The following is an 18,863-nucleotide window of genomic DNA, read 5'->3' on the forward strand; positions in this document are numbered from 1 at the left end:
AGGGTCACGTCAGGTCTGAGCAGTGTTGGTCTCGAGTGAGTCGGCGAGCTGCACAGCTTGCTGCCGCAGTCGGATCTGGATGGTTTCTTCAGTGTGGACGACATGTTCCCGTGTGGTGGGTAGTGCCTCCCGGGAGAGGGGTGGACTGGCGTAGTAGAGGCCGCGGCTTTCCAGATCCGCGATGACCCACAGCAGACGAGGCAGCAGTTGGGCTTTCAGTGCATGGCGGCATACGGGGCCTCGGCGGCTGAGGAAGAACCGGTCGTAGAGGTCGGCTTCCTGTTGGCTGGGCTCTTCTCCCGCCCCGCGCCCGGCCTGCTGGAGCAGGGAGGCCCCTTCGGGGACGAGATAGGCCGCCACCGCGGCGTGCACGCGGTGATTGCGTCGCGCGGCCTGGGCCATGGCGGGCGGGCCGGCGTCCGCCGCGCGTTTGAGGAGACGGGGCAGTCCCTGGTAGTCGCGTGCCCACTCGCCACTGAATGCGGGATGAGCCTGTGTCATGCGCGGCCGGACAATGCGGTGATAGAGGGCAGGCGAGCAGCTTCCCGCGTACAGCAGCAATGCCGAGTACAGGTCCAGCAACCGGACCACCTCCTCAGCCGGTGCGGACTGCTCGTGTGTCAGCACGTCCCGCAGAAGCGACCACTCCAGGAACGTGACCTGGTGGCCGACCAGCCACCGGTGCCAGGCCAGATCCGCCGGTTGGCGCGGAGAAGGGAAGCCGACCAGGGACTTCCCGTGCTGGGCCTGCCGGGTCAGCATGACCCACTCCGATGTCTGCCATCGGTGTTCGAGCGCCGCCCCGCAAGAGGGCGGGCATTCGGCACCGGAGGGCGGCAAGTCCGCCTCGGGCAGTACCAGGTCCAGCGTGGGCGGTGCCACGTCGTACCGGGCGGCCGTCATTTCAGCGCCCCAGGTATGCCGACTCGCGCATCTCTGCGCTTGCTCGCAGGTCGCGAACGCTCGCCCTCAGACCGTGAACGTCGCCACGCGGTCACACACACCCGAGGGGTGCCAGGGTGGCGCACCTCAGCAAAGGCTGGAGGCCACGAATCCATATCGCCGAACGCCTCACTGAGTCGATTTCCAGACCGACGCACTCGCGGCCGGGCGGTGCCCTGTGGCCTACTCACAAGCCGAAACCGCCTGTGGTCCGGCCACGACCCCTACCGGGGGTGCGGCCGCGGAGCAGGGCGGGATTCATTCCCGCGGACGGTAGTCCACCGCAAACACCAGACTGCACTAATTGCCCGCGCCCAGCATGTCGATCACCAAATGAGGGCAAAACGGGACGCCGGACGCCGTGTCGTGGCAGGAACGCCGTCATGGATGGGTCTTGCGGCGGCCCTCGCAGACGGCTGAGCGGGCTGGTTCACGCTCGGTTGACAGGAGGAGCATGCAGAGGCGGAGGCCAAGGCGGCCACGCGCGACCACACGAACACGGCGCCGGAAAACGAGTGGGAGCCTTCCGGGTTCGGTGCGGGTTGCGACGTCTCACCAGCCCGGAAGACCCTCATGCCCCGCCTTGATGCCCCTACTGACCGAGCCCGGGCGGCTGCGTCTGACCCGCTGCATTGCCGAAGACGGCTGGCCGCTCCGCCGGGCCGCCGAACGCTTCCAGGTCTCGCCGACCACAGCTCAGCGGTGGGCCGGGCCTTACCGCCAATCGGCGAGGCGGGGACGAGTGACCATTCCAGCGCCCCCGTCATGGTCCTCGACGCACGCAACGCGGACTGAACGCCGGATCGTGGGGCGTGCAGGGTCCATGTTTATGAACAGCCCTTCCGGAGCGGTTCACCGCCCTGTACTGTCTCGCCCGCGGCCATCTGCCAAGGCTTTGGCTTCGAGTGTCCTGCGCGGGATCAGATGGCGTCGCGGGTGAAGCTCAGGCCCAAGTTGGTGCCAGTTTGAATATTCAGCCCGTCCTGGGCGCAAGCTGTCCGATCGGTTGCAATGACGGTTTTCTGGGTGTCGGTGAATTCTTGGTGGGGTCGGCGTTTGACGACTGTGGCCAGCCAGGGGCCGGCGCCCAGGTAGGCGAGGTCGGCCACGAGTGGGACGCCTTGGCGCTCGCAGATCCCGATGATCTGGTGGGTGCGGGCGGCGGTGAGGTCATGGGTGCGGCCCGGCGGCGCGGGCGAGAGCCACAGGAGCCGACCCGTCGGATCGGTCACGACCTGCACGTTGACGCCGTGACGCCGGTGCTTGGCGGAGTAGTCCGCCTGGCCGTCTCCGACACGGTCGCACCCGACCAGTGTGCCGTCGAGCAGGGTAAAGTCGGGATCCGTCTCCCGCAACACCTTCAACAGGCCCGGCGCGCGAGCGGCGAGCAGATCGATGACGGCACCGACGCAGGCGTGCACGGTCCCGACGGAGATGTCGAACCCGGCCGAGAGTTGCGCGAGAGTGTCGTGCCGGCGCAGACACACCAGACCGATCAGAGCACGCTGGTGCGGCGGCAGTTTGCAGCGGCGGTCACCCGCGCAGGTGACGATGAGCATGGTGACCCACTCGACCAGCTCGTTCGGCAGGTCGAGTGCGGCAGAACAAGGAACCAACGAGGCACCTGCGCCGATGAGTTGAGATGTCGAACACCTCCCTCAACGGCACGGGTGCCTCGTGCGTCGCAGCCCCTCGCCGTCACCCCATCAGTGGCCACTCTGAAAGGGCTCAGTGCATCCCGGGCCACGCCGTCATCGATCCGACGCGTTGGAACATTCCTTGCATCTGCTCGGCGGGACGCTGCTGTTCGCCGTGCAGAGCGTTGAGAACGATCAGACCACCGGTGACTGCGGGAAGAACCCATTGCACCCGGGCGAGGTCGCGCTGGGCCTTGTCGGTATCGATGGGATGCTTCACAGCCTTGTCCTGGGCTTCGGGGCTGTCCGATGACGCGAGTTCGATCTTCTTGCCCAGCACACGGCTGTATGCGGTGACGGCCAAGGCAGCGCCGGTGAGCACCGTCTTGGCGATCGTGGACGCGGCCACGCCCTTCTGCGTGCCCACCCGGCTGGCGTTGGCGGCCAGAAGTCCGCTGCCGCCGACCAGGTGCATGGCGATCGCCGCAGCGTTGACGGGTGTCCACCTAGCCCAGCCGACGCTTGCGATCCGCGCCGCGCTCCGCCATGTCCCGCCCTCGGCATCGGCCGCGCCGTTCAGAGCGACCGCGCCCATCAGAGAGCCGCCGAACCACGCCGCAAGCCCCAAATCGTGCATGCTGCGCAGGACGGTATTGCGTTCCGACATCTGGAGCTCCTCAGGATCAGTACGGATGACCGACGGTGCCACCGGCTCCGCCTACACCTTCACCCTCACCCCGGTCGGATACACCCGCACGTCGAGCCGGTACAGACGGGGGGGGTGGGGGGCTCCACCGGCGCGGGCATGCCATGGCTTCGTAAGGCTGAGACCCGGCCGGCACCGGCGTGGAGGCCCGCAGCCGGGAGTCTCACCCCCAGGCCGATACCGCACGCGCACTGCTCCGGCGCCCGGCGACCGAGCTCTCCGAGGGCCTCGTCACGGGAAACGACCTGCTCGCCTTGGGCCTGCTGCACAGGCTGATCGTGGGCGGGGTCCGGGTGCCGGCGGATCTCTCCCTGATCGGTTACGACGACATCGAGTCCACCGACTTCGCGATTGTGCCGCTCACGACCATCCGCCATCCGTCCGCCGCACTGGGGGCCAGCGCCGTCCGGATCCTGCTCGGTCTGGAGAGCGAGTGGGAAGCGGAAGGGCGTTTCGAGCCGGAACTGGTGGTCCGGGCATCCTCCCTTTCTGCCGCGGAAGACGGTGCGTAGCGGGCGATTGACATCGCTGACCGGCGCCGAGGCGGAAGACCGGATCGACTGGCCGATGGTGAGCGTCGCTTCGACGCTCATCCGCTTCCAAACTTTCGGCGACAGCCAGCTGGTGCGCTCGCCCCACACCTCCGCCCGCTGCTTGGCCAGCCGTTCTCCGAGTTCGTCCAGTCGCGCACGCCGCGAGGCAATTCGTTCGTGCGGTTCGGAATCCATGCAGCGGATCGCAGATGGCAGTCGGCACGTCGAGCTGCACCCGGCGAGTCAATCGCTGACGCACGATCCATTCCGCGGACTGTCCGCAGGCGTCGGCTCGCCGCGTTCCTCGCAGTAGGCGTGGTGCTCGGCGCGGTCGGTCGACAGCGCCGAGCGCGGCTCGCCAGGAGGTCAGGAGCGGTCAGCCGATGATGGGCTCGTCGGCGAGGTAGGGCGGCGCGGGCTCGTATTGGATGTACCGGCGCACCGCGCGTGCGTGCTCGCGCCCGTGCAACCGGCCCACCAGCCACAGGGCGCTGTCAATCCCGGCGGACACCCCCTGGCTGGTGAGCAGGTTGCCGTCCACGACGTAGCGGGCGTCACGGACGACGGTGACGTCACCGCGCGCTTCGAGCGCGTCCTCGTAACTCCAGTGCGTGGCGACGCGCCGCCCGCGCGCGGGCCCGGCGGCGTGCATGAGCACCGCGCCGGTGCACACGCTGCTGACCCACGAGACCTGTGTCGCGGTCTTGGCGATCCAGCCGGTGACGACCGGGTTCAGCGGCTCCGTCTCGCGAGCCCCGAGTCCACCGGGGACCAGCAGCACGTCGAGGGGCGGGTGGTCGCTGAACGTGTGGTCCGGCAGGACGCGCATGCCCTTGCTGCAACGCACGGGTCCGGCCTTCTCGGAGATCAGGACGGCGGTGTCCACACCGTCGCGCAGCATCGAGGACACGGTGAACACCTCCCAGGGGCCGACGAAGTCCAACTCCTCGGCATCGTTGAAGATCAGCAGTCCGTAGGTGGTCATGAACGCTCCTGTTCCTGTTGCAGTTCCGCATGGGCGGTGGTGGTGGACCGGAACCGCGCCCGGTAATCGGAGGGCGCGATGCCCAGGTGACGGTGGAAGGTGCGGCGCAGCGTCTCGGCGGTGCCGAATCCGCAGTGCCGCGCAACGGCCTCGACCGGGTCGTCACCCTCAGCGAGCGCACGCTGGGCGGCCTCGATACGTACTCGCTCCACATACGAGGCGGGCGGCGTCCCCAGTTCGGCGGTGAACCGGCGCTGTAGATGACGCGGGCTCAACCGCGCGCTCTGTGCCAGGTCGGCGATTCCGTGCCGGGCGCCGGGGTCGGCGTGTATGGCCGACACCGCGGCACGGATCGGGTCGGTCGCGGGCTCTTTCGACCACAGCGCCACGCTGAACTGGGACTGGCCGCCGGGCCTGCGCAGGAACATGACCATCTCGCGGGCGACGGCATGGGCGACGTCCCGCCCCAGGTCGTCCTCGACGAGCGCGAGGGCGAGATCCATTCCGGCGGTGACACCGGCCGACGTCCACACATGCCCGTCCCGGACGAAGATGGGCTCGCAGTCGACTTCGACATCCGGATGTTCCCGGCTGAGTTGCTGTTCGCGCGCCCAGTGGGTGGTGACCCTGCGCCCGTCGAGGAGTCCGGCGGCGGCGAGCAGGAACACCCCGCTGCACACCGAGGTGACGCGGCGGGCACTCGCCCCTACGTCTCGGATCCACCCCGTCAGCCCCATATCGAGGCGCGCGTGGTCGACTCCCTTGCCGCCGGCCACAACCAGGGTGTCGACACTCTCGGGATCCACCTCGTCCACCCCGTACTCGGCGTGGACGGAAAGCCCGCTGGCCGCCGGCACCGGTCCGGATCGAGGTGCCACCACCAGGTGGCGATATCCGCCGGCCAGCTGCCCGGCGTGCTGGAACACCTCGTGCGGGCCGACGAGGTCGAGAGGCTGAAACCCCTCGTAGATCACGAAAACAATGCTGCGCTCCTTCACGCCTCCACTCTCGGGGAGCCGCGTGATGGCGTCTACGACACACTCCCCACAGATCGCGCCATGAGAAGCTGCTGAAGATCATGGGGTACGTGACGGCAACCGTCACGGAAACCTCAGCCTCTCGCCGAGCCGCGTCGGCTCCCCTGCTCTGCGTCGGCGATGACACCCCGCTCGGCGCCGGTCACCGTGCCGACGCCGGCCACCGCCCTGAGGCCGAGACGGCGCCTTCGGCATCACCCGCTGAAACCCCCCACGGCTCGTCCGGCATTATCGAAGCCCGATGGGCAGAGCTCGATGGGCATCGGAAATCGGACGAATGCATCAATTCTATTCCGAACGGCTGCAGGGCAGCGGCGCGCCCGTCCGGGAGTTCTGTTTGGCTGATCCGGCCAGCCTGGCCGGATGGTGCTTGCAATGGTGAGTTCTCGTCAAAAACCGGCGAGGGGACGCATGGGTAATCGCTGTACGCGGAATCGACTCAAATCAGATCCTTGTCAGAGGCTGGAGGGAGGTACGCGTCAAGTGAGGCGGAAGTATTCCGTGTGAAGCTCGTTCAGCGCGTTATCCGGTCATGTGCAGTCCGTTGCCGGGTCCGCTCCAAAGGGCGGCGACCGGCGAGCGTTGGCCCATGAGTCTGCGCAGGCCGGGCGGGTTCTGCTGCGTCACGGCGTACGGCGGAGCGGACCCAGGAACAGGAAGGCATGCCCTCGTGAGAAATCAGCCTCGTGTGCCTGAGACGCACTCACTGGGTAGGGGAGCGGATGCGTAAGTGAACCGCCTCACGGATTACAGCGGGCATGATCACCGTAAGAGGGTTCTGATTCCGTGAAATCCGTAGGACTGTAGCGATGTCCGCCGCACCGCTTCCCGACCGGAGAGGTTCCTCTGTGCCTGCGACCGAGTTCATCGACACCGTCGGGATCAATATCCCTGAACATCTCAGTGCCAACGAGTTCCTGTCCCTGGCCCGGGAGGGGATGATCGAGGAGGAGCACCTGCGGAGGTTCGCTCTCGCCGAGTTCCAGTCGCAGGAGGCCGAGTTCACGGCTTACGGCGTGTTGTCGGCCCGGTTTCCGCACGAAGTGCCCGGCGGGTTCTTTTCCTTCGTCGGTCATGAGCTGATGCAGGCACGTCACCGGATGGTGGCCGGTCTCGCGCCGGCCCTGGGCATGTCACCCGATGAGATGCGCCGGGCTCCCCGGCTGGAACCGGTGCGACAGTTCACCGAGTTCATCTCCTGGGTGGCCCTTCACGCCGGGGCCGCGGAGGCGGCTCTCCTGGCACGTACCGACTTCACCCTGTGGTGTAACACCTGCGCGGTCCTCGCCGACGTGCTCAGCGAGGCGGAGCAGGTGCCTGAGGCTGTCGTGGAGTACATCGGAGCCTACCGGGACAACCCGCCGGAGGTGGCGGACGGTGTGCTGCAAGTCATCGAGTACGGTCGGACGCAGCGCGAGCCGGACGAGTGGATCACTCGCAGCGCGGTACGGATGGAACCGGCGCTCAGGGCCTGGTGGCGCGCGGTCGCCACATCCGGCTGAAAGCCGCGGGCATGAGAGGCAGTGCCGGACATCAGGAGCGGGCACACAGGTGGGAGCGGGCATGGGCAGAGATGTCGGACGGGTGACCTTCACGGAACAGGATCACGTGCAGTTCCGCGCCCGCTTGGAAGACTGTCTCTCCACGCTGAGAAAGGTGCTGGGGGAACCGGAGTTCGGAGTGGTTCCGGCGTCTCTGGGTGCGGAGCTGGAGGTGTCCCTCATCGGGGAGGACGGTGGCCCGGCCCCGGTCAACGTCGCCGTGCACAAGGCTCTCCAGGATGATCTGATCACCCTGGAAGTGGCGCGTTTCAACCTAGAGGCGAATCTGGAACCCGTTCCTCTCCGGGGACGTCCGTTCACCGCGATGGCGGAGCAGGCGGCTCACCAACTGCGTCGGATCACGGCCCAGTCTCTGCCGCACCACGGCGCAAGGGCGGTGCCGATCGGGACGCTGCCCACACTGACCTCAGCGGATGTGACGACGGAGGCGCTGACTCCGGTGCCGCGCTTCCACGCCTTGGAACATGCTTGGGCCCGGCGTCGCCCCACGCCGTTCGCCCTCCGCGTGGCGGAGGGAGGAGAGGGCGTGCTCCGGGCGGAGTCCGTAGCGGTCCAAGGGGCCGCCTGCTCCTGGCAGGTCCATCTGACGGTGGCGCCGGACTGTTTCCGTCATACCTTCAATGCCGCCCAGCTCGCCACGGCGCCTGCCCTGGCCGCGGCGGGCAACTCCCCGTTTCCGCTGGGTCGCAGGGGAGGGCAGGAGGCTCGGATTCCCTTGTACGAGCAGGGCTTCGGCGATCGCAGCGGCGCTCGCCCCGGAGCTCCCCGCCCCCGGGTCGGTTTCGGTCGGGCGTGGCTGCGCGGCGGTCCTCTCGCCGGGTTCGAGGAAGCCGTCCACGCCTACGACGTCCTGCTTCCGGCGCACAACCGGGATCCGTACGACGGCGACCGCGGGGGAGCGGAGTATCCGTCACTTGAGGAGCTCCGCCTGCACCTCAGCACGGTGTGGTCATGGAACCGCCCGGTCTATGACCCGCTCGGACACCTGCGCATCGAGTTCAGGGCGCTGCCCTCGGGGCCCACTCCGATGGACATGGCGGCCAACACCGCCTTCCTGGTCGGCCTGACCCTGTCCTTGGCCGCGGAAGGACGCGACGTGGCACACTGTCTGCCCTTCACCTGCGCCAAAGCCAACTTCTATCGGGCCGCGCGTGACGGTCTGCGCGCGTCCCTGTGGTGGCCTTCGCCCGGATCGGCCCCGCAGGAGTACGAGGCCGGCGCTCTGGTGCTGAAGCTGCTGCCCCAGGCCCGGGAAGGACTGGCCATGGCGGGGGTGGACGCCGACGAGGCGGACACGATGCTGCACCTCCTGCATGAGCGGGTTTCCACAGGCCGTACGGGAGCCTGGTGGCAGCAGAAGACCCTTGAGGTGCTGAGTCGGCGACGGGAGACACCGCGCGGAGAAGGCGCGGCGTCGCCGACGGACCGGACCGCCTCCACCTCGGAAGAACGGACGGAGAGCCTGCCCGGACGCGAGACCGCCACCTCGGAACCGTCGACGGCACGCGCCGAGCAGCGCTCCGAAGCGGTGCCGGGGGAGACCGGGAACACCGGTGGCGCAGGTCGGCACCCCTTGGGCGATCTGACCGTGCGGTACGCGCGACTGGCCGAAAGCGCCGCTCCGGTACACACCTGGAACCTGCCCGCGGACCCGCCCTGGAGTCAGTGATGAGCCCAAGTGCCCCGCCTCCCGCCACCGACCTTCAGGTGGACTTCCCCTTCGACTACGCCGCCCACGTCGCCGGCGCCCGGCGCATGGGCCGACTGCCCGAGGAGGCCCACGGAGCACGTGTGGCCGTCATCGGTGCCGGTGGCAGCGGACTGGCCGCGGCGTACGAGCTGTTACGAGCTGGTTGCCACCCGATCGTGTACGAGGCCGAGGAGAGCGCGCACGGGCCGGGCGGGCGGCGCCTGGGAGGCCGCATGTACAGCCGGCGCCTTCTGGACGAGGACAGCGCCGTCGTGGAGCTGGGCTGTCTGCGCTTCCCCGAAACCGCACGGCTGCTGCGCCAGTACGCTCAGACGTTCGAGGTACGGCTGGAGGCGTTCCGCGACAACTACGCGGCTCCCACCACACCGTTGACCTTGCTCGATGTCGATGGCCAACAGTACGCCGCACGAGAGATCGAGGACCTGTACGGGCTCCACGAAGGATTCCGGGAGGCACACACGCGCTGGCAGCAGGCGCTGACCCGGATCGGCTTCTTCCAGATCCAGCGGGACCTGGCCGCACGCGACCTCGACGCGGTACGCCGCCGCTGGCGCGATGTGCTGACGCGGTTCGACCTGTGGTCCTTCTACCGCTTCTTGCGCGACCCCGAAGCCGTGGGTCTGAGCCACGACCAGGCGCGCGTCCTCGGCACCGCCGGAGTGGGGCCGGCCGTCTGGGACTCCTTCTTCGACCTCAGCACCATGGAGATACTGCGCCTGCTGCTGTGCACCGAGGGCAGCGGCCTGCTGTACGCGCCCGACGGCATCAGCCGGCTCGCGGAGGGCTTCTGGACCCACCGCACCACCGACCCGCAAGGTCGGACGTGCAGTGTGGAGGGGATCAACAAGGGATCACTGCGGCCCGCCGTGCGCCTCCTGGAGGTCGAACCCGATGCCGCACACGGCGTCGTGGTCCACAGCGAGGACGGACACAGCGAACGATTCGCGGCTGCCGTCTTCACCCCGCAGCTGCGTCTTCTGGAGACCGGCGTCGAAGTGCGTTCCACCTCTGCCCGTACCCCCGTGCTCGGACCCCGGCTGTGGCGGGCCGTCCGACGCCTCCACTACTGGCAGTCCGCCAAGACCGCACTCGTCGTCGATCACCCTTTCTGGACGGAGACGTCCATGGACGGGGTCACCCTCACCGACCGCCTGCCAAGGGCTGTTTACACCATGGACTACGGGCCTGCGCGGGGCCCTCGCGGGCGCCGCGGCGTGCTGGATCTCAGCTTCACCTGGGCCCAGGACGCCATGAAGATCGCCCCTTCCACCCTGGAGGAACGGATAGCCCTCTTCGTCCGCGACCTTGCGGACATCCACCCCGAGGTGGCGGACGATCTGCGCGCACACGCCCGCGCGGGCGAAGCCGTGACCATCTCATGGGAGAACGAGAGGAACTTCCGTGGTCTGAGCCGCTGGTCGTGCCCGGGCGACTACCCCTACCAACGGGACCTGTTCGCCCACTTCATGAAGGACTTCACCGGTAAGCCGGCCGTACCGGGTGAACCCCCGAACGCGCTGTACCTCGCAGGCGACGACACCTCCTGGTCCCCCGGCTGGCTCAACCACGCCCTCGCCTCCGGACTCAACGCCGCCTGGGGAGTCCTGCGCCAACTCGGCGCCCGCCCCGAACCGGGCAACCGTGGACCAGGAGACGTCTGGAACGACCCCCGCTACACGCCTCTCGCCACACCCTGACGCCACACGCCCTACCAAGGGATCGGAAACGTGTCGGCGCCGACCACCCGGACGCCCTTGCCTTTCGTACCACCGACTCCGGAGGTGACCGTGCAAGCGCCCCCCGACCGAGATCTCCTTCTGCGACCCGACCGGGTCTGGGACGCGGTCGCGGACACCCCGGTCGACAACGTGTCCGTCCTCGTGCGCGACGGCCGGATAGAAGCGGTCGGGCACGACCTCCGCCCGGCCCAGAAGACGGACATCCTGGAGATGCCCGGCTGCACGCTCATGCCCGGCTTCATCGACTGCCACGTCCACCTCCTGGACGAGAGCGCGGAGACAGCACCCTCCGCGTACCAGACCCTCACCGCGGTGCCGGTCCTGCGCACCCTGCTGCACAACGGATTCACCACCGTCCGAGACCTCGGCAGCGCCCATCTCCCCCTCAACGTCTCACTGCGCACGGCCGTGGAGAACGGTCTGATCGAGGGTCCGCACATCATCGCGGCCCCCAACATCCTGTCCCCCCGCGGCGGCCACGGGGACAAGGAGCCCGACCTGGCCCAGCGGTACGGACACCAGATCGGCACCCTGGCCGACGGCGTCGAAGAGCTGCGCCGGGCCGTGCGCGAACAATCCCGCGCCGGAGCCGACTGGATCAAATTCGCAGGCGGCGGCGGCTTCTCCTCACGGGTCGGCCGCCCCACCAGCACCTCCTACTCGCGGGTGGAGATGCACACCATCGTCTCCACCGCCGACGACCTCGGCCTGCCCTGCGCGGCACACGTCTTCACCGACCGCGCCGTGCTGCGCGCCGTGGCCGCGGGAGTGCGGAGTGTGGAACACGGCTGCTTCGCCACCGCACCCACGTACCGGGCCATGGAGGAGGCGGGAGCCTTCCTGGTACCCACCCACTACGTCCAGACCTACTTCCTCGACCGGCTCGACGACGACGACTTCTGGGACAGCTCCACGGCCACCACCCGGCAGAACTACCGCGAACACGCCGATGTCCTGCGCGAAGGACTCCTCCGGCCGGCACGCACCGACGTGAAGACAGCCTTCGGCACGGACGCCGGGATGTTCCCGCACGCCGAGAACTGGCGCGAGTTCCCCACCCTGGTGGCCCACGGTTATACGCCCCTGCGCGCCCTGCGGGCAGCGACGTGCGTCGCGGCGGATCTCCTCCAGCGCCCTGATCTGGGCACTGTCACTCCCGGCGCGACAGCGGACCTCGTCGCCCTCGCGGGCGACCCCTTCGACGACATCACCGCTACCGGCCGTGCCCGGTACGTGCTTCAGCACGGTCGTCTGGTCAGCGCAGCACGGGACACGGTTTCGGCGAGCGCGCCTGCGGAGGCGCCGCCTCCTGGCTGCATCTGACAGTGCTCGAACAGTATGCCCGCCGAATATTCATGCCGGTGTGGCGTGAGTTCCTGCGCAGTACCCATGTGATGAATGGTTGGCTCGCTCTCGGCCAAATACTGCCCTTGTGTACTGATCAGTCCACGAGGGGGCAAAAGTACAGCGTCCGAGATTTCCTGCGGAAGGCGGACGTCCGACATCTGATCTCCCGAGAGAAAGCACCTCGCAGAGGCTTCAGGATAATGGCGTCCGCAGCCGGGAAAATGCTCATCGCAAGGGGTGCCCGAAGTAAGAATCTTTCCGCGATCGGCTGTCAAGGCGCCTTTGGCGAGGAGATCTCAAAATGACTCTTCAGTCGTTCGATCGACAGCTCCGGTATCGGGGAACCGGCAGATCTGGAGGAGAGAGAGCATGGAAAGCGTGCAGAAAACACCCGTCTGGCTGGTGACGGGTTGTTCGACCGGGTTCGGCCGAAGCATCGCCGCCCATCTGCTGGAGGAGGGCTTCCGAGTGGTGGTCACCGCCCGCGGGACCGAGCGGGTCGGAGATCTCGGTGATCACGACAACGCGTTCGCCGTAGCCCTGGACGTCACCGACGAGAGCAGCGTGGCAGATGCGGTGGCGCGGGCGGAGGAGCACTTCGGGCGGATCGACGTGGTGGTCAACAACGCGGGCATCGGCTACTTCGCCGCGGTGGAGGAAACTTCCCCGCAGACCGTGCAGCGTCTCTTCGATGTCAACTTCCACGGTGTCGCCCGCGTCGTCCACGCGGTCCTGCCGGGGATGCGGGCCCGCCGCTCGGGCATGATCGTGAACCTGACCTCGATGGGCGGCCTGGTCGGACACCCGTCCGGGGGCTACTACTGCGCCACGAAATTCGCCGTCGAGGGCCTGTCGGAGAGCCTGCGGCACGAAGTGGAGCCCCTGGGTATCCACGTCATGACGGTTGAGCCGTCCGCGTTCCGTACCAACTGGGCCAGTTCCGCACAGGAGACGCAGGATCCGATCGCGGACTACGACCAGACCGCCGGCGCCGCGCGCCGCGCTTACCGTGACTCCGTCGGCAAGCAGGCCGGAGACCCCGGCCGTGCGGCCCGCGCCCTGCTCAGGGCCGTCACCGCTCCGGAGCCGCCCCATCACCTGCTGCTCGGCGCCGAAGCCTACGACGTTGCCACCGCTCAGCTCCGAGCCCGCGCCCATGAGTTCCAGGCTTGGAAGGACACGACCCGCAGCGCTGATTTTCCCATGAGCGCGTAACCCCGCGCTGTGCGCCGTGGTGTCGCGACGGCCGGGATGGGCACACCGTCGTTCTGGAACTCACTCTCTTTCCGGTGCAGCACGCGACGGTTCCGCGTGAAACTCCCTGGATTGCCGATACGCCCGGTGGATGGCCCGCATATTTCGGAATACTCGTTCTATCTCACCATCGGTTGCTGGTCCAACGAGAAGCGGTGACGCGTATGGCGGACGAACCCGTCCCCGCCTGTGATCTGCAGGTGGACTTTCCTTTCGATTATGCTGCCCACCTGTCGGGGGACCGGCGTATCGGGTGTCTTCCCGAGGCTTCACGCGGTGCACCCATAGCGGTCGTGGGAGCCGCCGGTGGCAGCGGTTTGGCGGCCGCGTACGAACTGATGAGGGCAGGATGCCGTCCGGTTCTGTTCGAAGCCGAGACCAGCGCCGAGGGCCCGGGAGGACGCCGCCTCGGCGGCCGGATGTACTCGCGTCGCATCGACGACGCGGACAGCGCTGTCGCGGAGTTGGGATGCATGCGCTTCCCCGACTCGTCGAAGCTGCTGCGCCAGTACGCGCGTAACTTCGGAGGGCTGCACTGGCAGGCGTCACGGGACAATTTCGCGGCCGTCACTCCGGTCACCTTCCTGGACATGGACGGTGTGGGTCATGAGACGCGGAGCCTCGCCGACGTCGGTCCGGAAAGCGAACAGTTGCATCAGGCCCACACCCGCTGGCTACAGGCCATAGACGACCTGGGCCTGCACCAACTGCTGCGGGAAGCCGCCGACCGTGACCTTCCGGCCGTACGCCGCCGTTGGCGCGCTCTGGTGGATCGGTTCGAGCAATGGACCTTCTACCGGTTCCTCCGGGACGAGCACGGGGCGGGACTGAACCACGCACAGGCCCGCCTCCTCGGCACCGCTGGGATCGGTCCGGGGATGTGGGACTCCTTCTTCGACCTGAGCATGCTGGAAGTACTGCGCATGCTGACGGTGACCCAGGGCGCGACCCACTACTTCCCGCTCGAAGGAATCAGTGCCCTGGCCGACGGCTTCTGGACGCACCCCACCACCGGCCCCGACGGACGGCCCGTCAGTCTCCAGGAGAGCAACGCAGGTGTACTGCGCCCGGAAGTCACCGCGCTGGACATCGAGGAGGACGCGCGTCGCGGCGTAGTCGTCCACAGTGCCGACGGCAGGAGCGAACGCTTCGCGGCCGTCATCTTCACTCCACAGCTGCACCTGCTGGAAACAACGGTGGAGGTCCGCTCCACCACACCCGGGGCGTCCGCCTTCGGCCCCAGGATGCTGCGCGCCATCCGGCGGCTGAACTACTGGCAGTCGTCCAAGACGCTGCTGGTGACGCGGGAACCGTTCTGGGAGGGCACCTCCCTCGACGGGGTCACCATCACCGACCGCCTGCCCCGCGCCACGTACACCACCGACTACGGACCCCCCAAGGGCGCCGGTGGCCGCAGGGGCGTCATCGACCTCAGCTACACCTGGGGCCAGGACGCCATGAAGATATCCGCGTCCGGCATCGAGGAGCGCGTGCGCCTGTTCGTGAGGGAGCTCGCCGCGATCCACCCCGGAGCGGCCGAAGAACTGCGCCGCCAAGCCGCGGACGGCGTGGCCCTCACGGTCTCCTGGGAGAACCAGCCGAACTTCCGGGGGATGTGCCGCCTGTCCCGGCCCGGTGACCACCCCTACCAGCGCGATCTGTTCTCGCATTTCATGAAGGACTTCGCCGGCCGCCCCGCGGTGCCGGGCGAACCGCACAACGCCCTGTTCCTGGCCGGTGACGACACGGCCTGGTCACCGGGCTGGCTCGACCATGCGCTGGCGTCGGGCATCAACGCGGCCTGGGGGGTGCTCAAGCTCCTCGGCGGCGGCTCGGATCCCGGGAACCCCGGGCCCGGCGACCTGTGGAACGACCCCGACTACACCCCGTTGCCCACATCCGCTGACTGACATCCGCCTGGCCTCGATGGGAGGCCGGAGTCTGGGGGGAAAGCTGTGCCCGAACGCATCCTTGTGACAGCGGCGCGCTGGTGGGACGGAACCAGCGACACCACGAGACCGGGGGCCCGAATCCTCGTGCACGGCGGACGAATCGAGACGGTGGGCCGGGCCGCCGCGGCAAGCCGCGGTGTCCGCGTGCTCGATCTGGGTGAGCGCACCGTTCTGCCCGGACTCATCGACTGCCACGTGCACCTCTCCGAGGTGGCGGACACCGACCTCACCGATGCGCTCAGCCTGCGGACCCTCGCCGCCCTCGCTCCACTGCGGGACCTGCTGGACGCCGGCTTCACCACCGTCCGCGACCTGGGCGGCGCCTCGCGGGAACCCCTGGCCATCCACTTGCGCGATGCCATCGCGGCAGGCACCATCCCCGGCCCCCGCCTGCTCGTGGCACCCCATCTGATCTCCGCGCGAGCCGGTCACGGTGACCGCACCTCCTTCGCAGTGGGCGCCACGGAGCTGGGAGCGGTAGCCGACGGGGCCGACGAAGTGGTCCGTCACGTACGGAACGACGCCCGGCACCGCGCCGACTGGATCAAGTGCGCCGCCACCGGCGGGCTCACCAGCCCGACCGACGCACCCGACCGCCCCACCTACACGCAGACCGAACTCGACGCCCTGGTCGGCGCCGCCACGGACCTGGGCCTGCCCTGCGCCGTCCACGCCTTCTCCGACGAAGGGATCAGGCGCGCGGTCAGCGCCGGCGTACGTTCCGTGGAACACGCCTGCCTGGCGACTCCGGACGTCCTGGATCTGCTGGCCAGTTCCGGCGTCTATCTCGTGCCCACCCTGCATGTGGTCAACATTTTCCTCGACCACCTCGACAACGATGACTTCTGGCACGACAAACTGCCGGAATCCCGCGAAAAGCTCGCCCGCCATGCCGACACCCTGCGCCGACACGGCCGGCGTGTCAGCGCCTGCACGACCCGCGTCGCCTTCGGCACCGACGCCGGGATGTTCCCCCACGCGGACAACTGGCGCGAGTTCCCCGCCATGACCAGCGCCGGCTTCACTGCCCACCGGGCCCTGACCTCCGCCACCAGCATCGCCGCCGACCTGCTCGACCGACCGGACCTGGGCCGCATCACCCCGGGTGCCACCGCCGATCTCATCGCCGTCCCCTGCGACCCCTTCCACGACATCGAGGCCCTCCACCACGTGGACTTCGTCATGCGCACCGGACGCATCCACCGCGAACCCTGAGGCCACTGTCCACAGGCGTTTCCCACCGATCCCTGCATCCGCCCTCCGGCCGGCCGGGCGCCGTCCGCACCGGGGCCGGCGGGACACGAAAGCCAGCCGATATCGGAGCGAGCGGCAGGGGCCGGGAAGGGCAGCTCCCCAGGCCGCACCCGTCGCTCCGCGCGAACCCGGAAGGACACCCATGAACGCGACCGATTCCCCGCCGGAAACGACCATCACCGGCCACCTCCTCGACCGTCTTCACAGCTTGGGAGTGCGGCATCTGTTCGGTGTGGCCGGCGACTACAACCTGCGCATGCTCGACGAGGTCCTGGCGCATCCGGGCATGCAATGGGTAGGCACAGCCAGCGAACTGGGGGCCGCGTACGCCGCTGACGGCTACGCACGCGTCCGCGGGTTCGCCGCCGTGCTCACCACCCACGGAGTCGGCGAGCTGAGCGCGATCAACGGCGTAGCGGGCAGCTACGCCGAGTACGTGCCCCTGCTGCACATCGCAGTCGGTCCGCCCAGGTCGAAGGAGCAGGACGGCGCCGTGGCCCACCACACACTGGGCGACGGAGACTACGAACACTTCGCACGCGCTTTCCGGCAGGTGGTATGCGCCGACGCTCTGGTCAGGCCCGAGGACGGCCCTGCCGAGATCGACCGGGTCATCACCGCCTGCCTGCGGGAGAGTCGTCCCGGATACCTGCGACTGCCACAGGACGTGGCCCTTTCGAGTGCCCCGTCGCCCTCAGGAAGCCTGGGCCGCCCGGACCGGCACGCCGCCGACCAGCACAGCCTCGCTGCCTTCCTCGACGCTGCCGCACGCAGGATCGAGACGGCGGGCACCATCGCGGTCCTGGCCGACAGCCTGGTGGACCGGTTCGACGCCCGCGCCGAGTTGTCCGACCTGCTGAGCGCCGGTTCTCTCCCGCACGCCGTCGTCGTGTCGGGCAAAGGTGTCGTCGACGAGAGTGCCCCCCACTGCCTCGGCCTGTACGCGGGAGCGTGCAGTGACGACACCGTCCGCACCGCCATCGACAGCGCGGACCTGTTGATCCGTGCCGGAGTACGGCTCGCCGACACGACCAGCGGCGGATTCACCCACGGCTACGACCCGGACCGGGGTATCAGTGCCGGCCCCACCACCGTGAGCGTGGACGGCGCTGCCTTCCCGGATGTGGGCCTCCGCGCCGCGCTGGCGGGCCTCGCCCGACTCGTCGAGGACCGTCGCATGACCGCATCCACGCCAGCGGCATCCGCACCCCGCCACCCGTCACCCTCCGGCGACAGCACGCTGAGCCAGGCGTACCTGTGGCATGCGGTGAGCGCCGCCGTGCGACCTGACCACACGGTCGTCGCGGACCAGGGAACACCCCTGTTCGGCATCTCGCCCTACCGCCTGCCGGCAGGCGCCCGCTTCTTGGCCCAGCCCGTCTGGGGTTCCATCGGGTACAGCCTGCCGGCACTTCTGGGCGCCCAGCTCGCCGATCCCTCACGGCGGGGTCTGCTGCTCATCGGCGACGGAGCGGCACAACTGACCATCCAGGAACTCGGCACCATCGGCCGCCACCGGCTCACACCCGTCATCGTCCTCGTGAACAACGACGGATACACGGTCGAACGCGCCCTGCACAATCCGCGAGCCGTTTACAACGACATCACGCCCTGGCGATGGACCGATCTGCCGGCCGCTCTCGGAGTACCCGAACCGCTCGTTCTCACCGTCCGCACCAGGGCTGAACTCGATCGCTCCCTTTCGATGGCCGCCGCCACCGAGGACCGCATGGTCTTCATCGAAGCGTGCACAGCGCCGGACGACACTCCCGTACTTCTGTCCCGATTCGCCGAGATTGCGAGGCGGCAAGCCGAGGACGCGCAGTAACGTCCATGAACATGGTGGCACTCCTCCTGAACCGTGGAGTCGATCCATACCGCTCCCCGGTCGCCTCGGTCGCGTCACCTCACCTCGCGGGAAGCGGGGCGACCGCCCTGACGCGCGGGGAGGCGCGAGCGGCGCCGCGTGGCCGTCCGCGCCCCACCTCGCGCCCGCCGCGACCGGGCCGGGCCGGCGCCCGGGGCCGGGAGGGCATGCACCGGCGCCCGGGCGCCGGGCCGGAAACGAACCGGGACCGGAATCAATCATTGACGTGTCCCTGGCAGATGGCTAACGTCCTGAGAGCGCTCTCAGGACGCGCCCCGGATGGATCTCTTCCCCCGCCCGCACGGCAGGACCGTGCACCGCACCCGCGCACCGCACA

13 protein-coding genes and 2 pseudogenes are annotated in these 18,863 nt (G+C 68.6%); 10 read left to right on the top strand and 5 right to left on the bottom strand.

Annotated elements, in window-relative coordinates; translation table 11 throughout:
* Window positions 1–9: 9 nt before the first annotated feature.
* Entirely contained in the window at window positions 10–762 is a 753-nt protein-coding gene (locus Sfulv_RS27850) for a 3-methyl-L-tyrosine peroxygenase-related protein (protein WP_173317191.1), read from the bottom strand.
* Between the two features lie 766 nt (window positions 763–1,528).
* Here Sfulv_RS27850 and Sfulv_RS27855 point away from each other — a divergent pair.
* Window positions 1,529–1,664, top strand: a pseudogene (locus tag Sfulv_RS27855) (helix-turn-helix domain-containing protein); the annotation flags it as partial.
* 291 nt (window positions 1,665–1,955) lie between these two features.
* Here Sfulv_RS27855 and Sfulv_RS27860 read toward each other — a convergent pair.
* Both Sfulv_RS27860 and Sfulv_RS27865 read right to left on the bottom strand, forming a co-directional pair.
* A pseudogene (locus tag Sfulv_RS27860) lies at window positions 1,956–2,558 on the bottom strand (transposase); the annotation flags it as partial.
* Window positions 2,559–2,670: 112 nt separating this feature from the next.
* A complete protein-coding gene (locus Sfulv_RS27865; RefSeq protein WP_173317192.1) occupies window positions 2,671–3,246 on the bottom strand; it encodes a hypothetical protein in 576 nt (191 codons plus the stop codon).
* 179 nt (window positions 3,247–3,425) lie between these two features.
* Between Sfulv_RS27865 and Sfulv_RS27870 the strand changes: the two genes are divergently transcribed.
* Window positions 3,426–3,797 (top strand): substrate-binding domain-containing protein, encoded by a 372-nt coding sequence (locus Sfulv_RS27870; protein ID WP_173317193.1) that lies wholly within the window; start codon window positions 3,426–3,428, stop codon window positions 3,795–3,797.
* Between the two features lie 397 nt (window positions 3,798–4,194).
* Here Sfulv_RS27870 and Sfulv_RS27875 read toward each other — a convergent pair whose 3' ends face one another.
* Complete coding sequence (locus Sfulv_RS27875; RefSeq protein ID WP_173317194.1) at window positions 4,195–4,803, bottom strand: DJ-1/PfpI family protein; 609 nt, start codon at window positions 4,801–4,803, stop codon at window positions 4,195–4,197.
* The gene (locus Sfulv_RS27880) at window positions 4,800–5,801 is read right to left on the bottom strand and encodes a GlxA family transcriptional regulator (protein WP_173317195.1); all 1,002 of its coding nucleotides are present in this window, start codon (window positions 5,799–5,801) and stop codon (window positions 4,800–4,802) included. The genes Sfulv_RS27875 and Sfulv_RS27880 overlap by 4 nt, the downstream gene beginning before the upstream one ends.
* A gap of 887 nt (window positions 5,802–6,688) precedes the next feature.
* Here Sfulv_RS27880 and Sfulv_RS27885 point away from each other — a divergent pair.
* The 8 genes from Sfulv_RS27885 to Sfulv_RS27920 all read left to right on the top strand — a co-directional run bounded on the left by Sfulv_RS27885 (window position 6,689) and on the right by Sfulv_RS27920 (window position 18,487).
* Window positions 6,689–7,342, top strand: coding sequence for a hypothetical protein (locus tag Sfulv_RS27885; protein ID WP_173317196.1), 654 nt, complete (start codon window positions 6,689–6,691; stop codon window positions 7,340–7,342).
* A 154-nt stretch (window positions 7,343–7,496) separates the two neighbouring features.
* Entirely contained in the window at window positions 7,497–9,071 is a 1,575-nt protein-coding gene (locus Sfulv_RS27890; protein WP_173317197.1) for a glutamate--cysteine ligase family protein, read from the top strand.
* Window positions 9,071–10,810 carry a flavin monoamine oxidase family protein gene (locus Sfulv_RS27895; protein WP_173317198.1) on the top strand — a complete coding sequence of 580 codons (1,740 nt, stop codon included), beginning with the start codon at window positions 9,071–9,073 and terminating at the stop codon, window positions 10,808–10,810. Before Sfulv_RS27890 ends, Sfulv_RS27895 begins: the two co-directional genes overlap by 1 nt.
* Window positions 10,811–10,900: 90 nt before the next feature.
* Window positions 10,901–12,175 (top strand): metal-dependent hydrolase family protein, encoded by a 1,275-nt coding sequence (locus tag Sfulv_RS27900; RefSeq protein ID WP_256669163.1) that lies wholly within the window; start codon window positions 10,901–10,903, stop codon window positions 12,173–12,175.
* Between the two features lie 393 nt (window positions 12,176–12,568).
* Window positions 12,569–13,414 carry an oxidoreductase gene (locus Sfulv_RS27905; protein ID WP_173317199.1) on the top strand — a complete coding sequence of 282 codons (846 nt, stop codon included), beginning with the start codon at window positions 12,569–12,571 and terminating at the stop codon, window positions 13,412–13,414.
* Window positions 13,415–13,746: 332 nt separating this feature from the next.
* Entirely contained in the window at window positions 13,747–15,363 is a 1,617-nt protein-coding gene (locus Sfulv_RS27910; RefSeq protein ID WP_173317200.1) for a flavin monoamine oxidase family protein, read from the top strand.
* Window positions 15,364–15,408: 45 nt separating this feature from the next.
* Window positions 15,409–16,620 (top strand): metal-dependent hydrolase family protein, encoded by a 1,212-nt coding sequence (locus Sfulv_RS27915; protein ID WP_173317201.1) that lies wholly within the window; start codon window positions 15,409–15,411, stop codon window positions 16,618–16,620.
* A gap of 181 nt (window positions 16,621–16,801) precedes the next feature.
* On the top strand, window positions 16,802–18,487 hold the full coding sequence (locus tag Sfulv_RS27920; protein WP_173317202.1) for an alpha-keto acid decarboxylase family protein: 1,686 nt from the start codon (window positions 16,802–16,804) through the stop codon (window positions 18,485–18,487).
* Window positions 18,488–18,863 lie beyond the last annotated feature (376 nt).

It is taken from the genome of Streptomyces fulvorobeus, assembly GCF_013167895.1.
Lineage (GTDB): Bacteria > Actinomycetota > Actinomycetes > Streptomycetales > Streptomycetaceae > Streptomyces > Streptomyces fulvorobeus.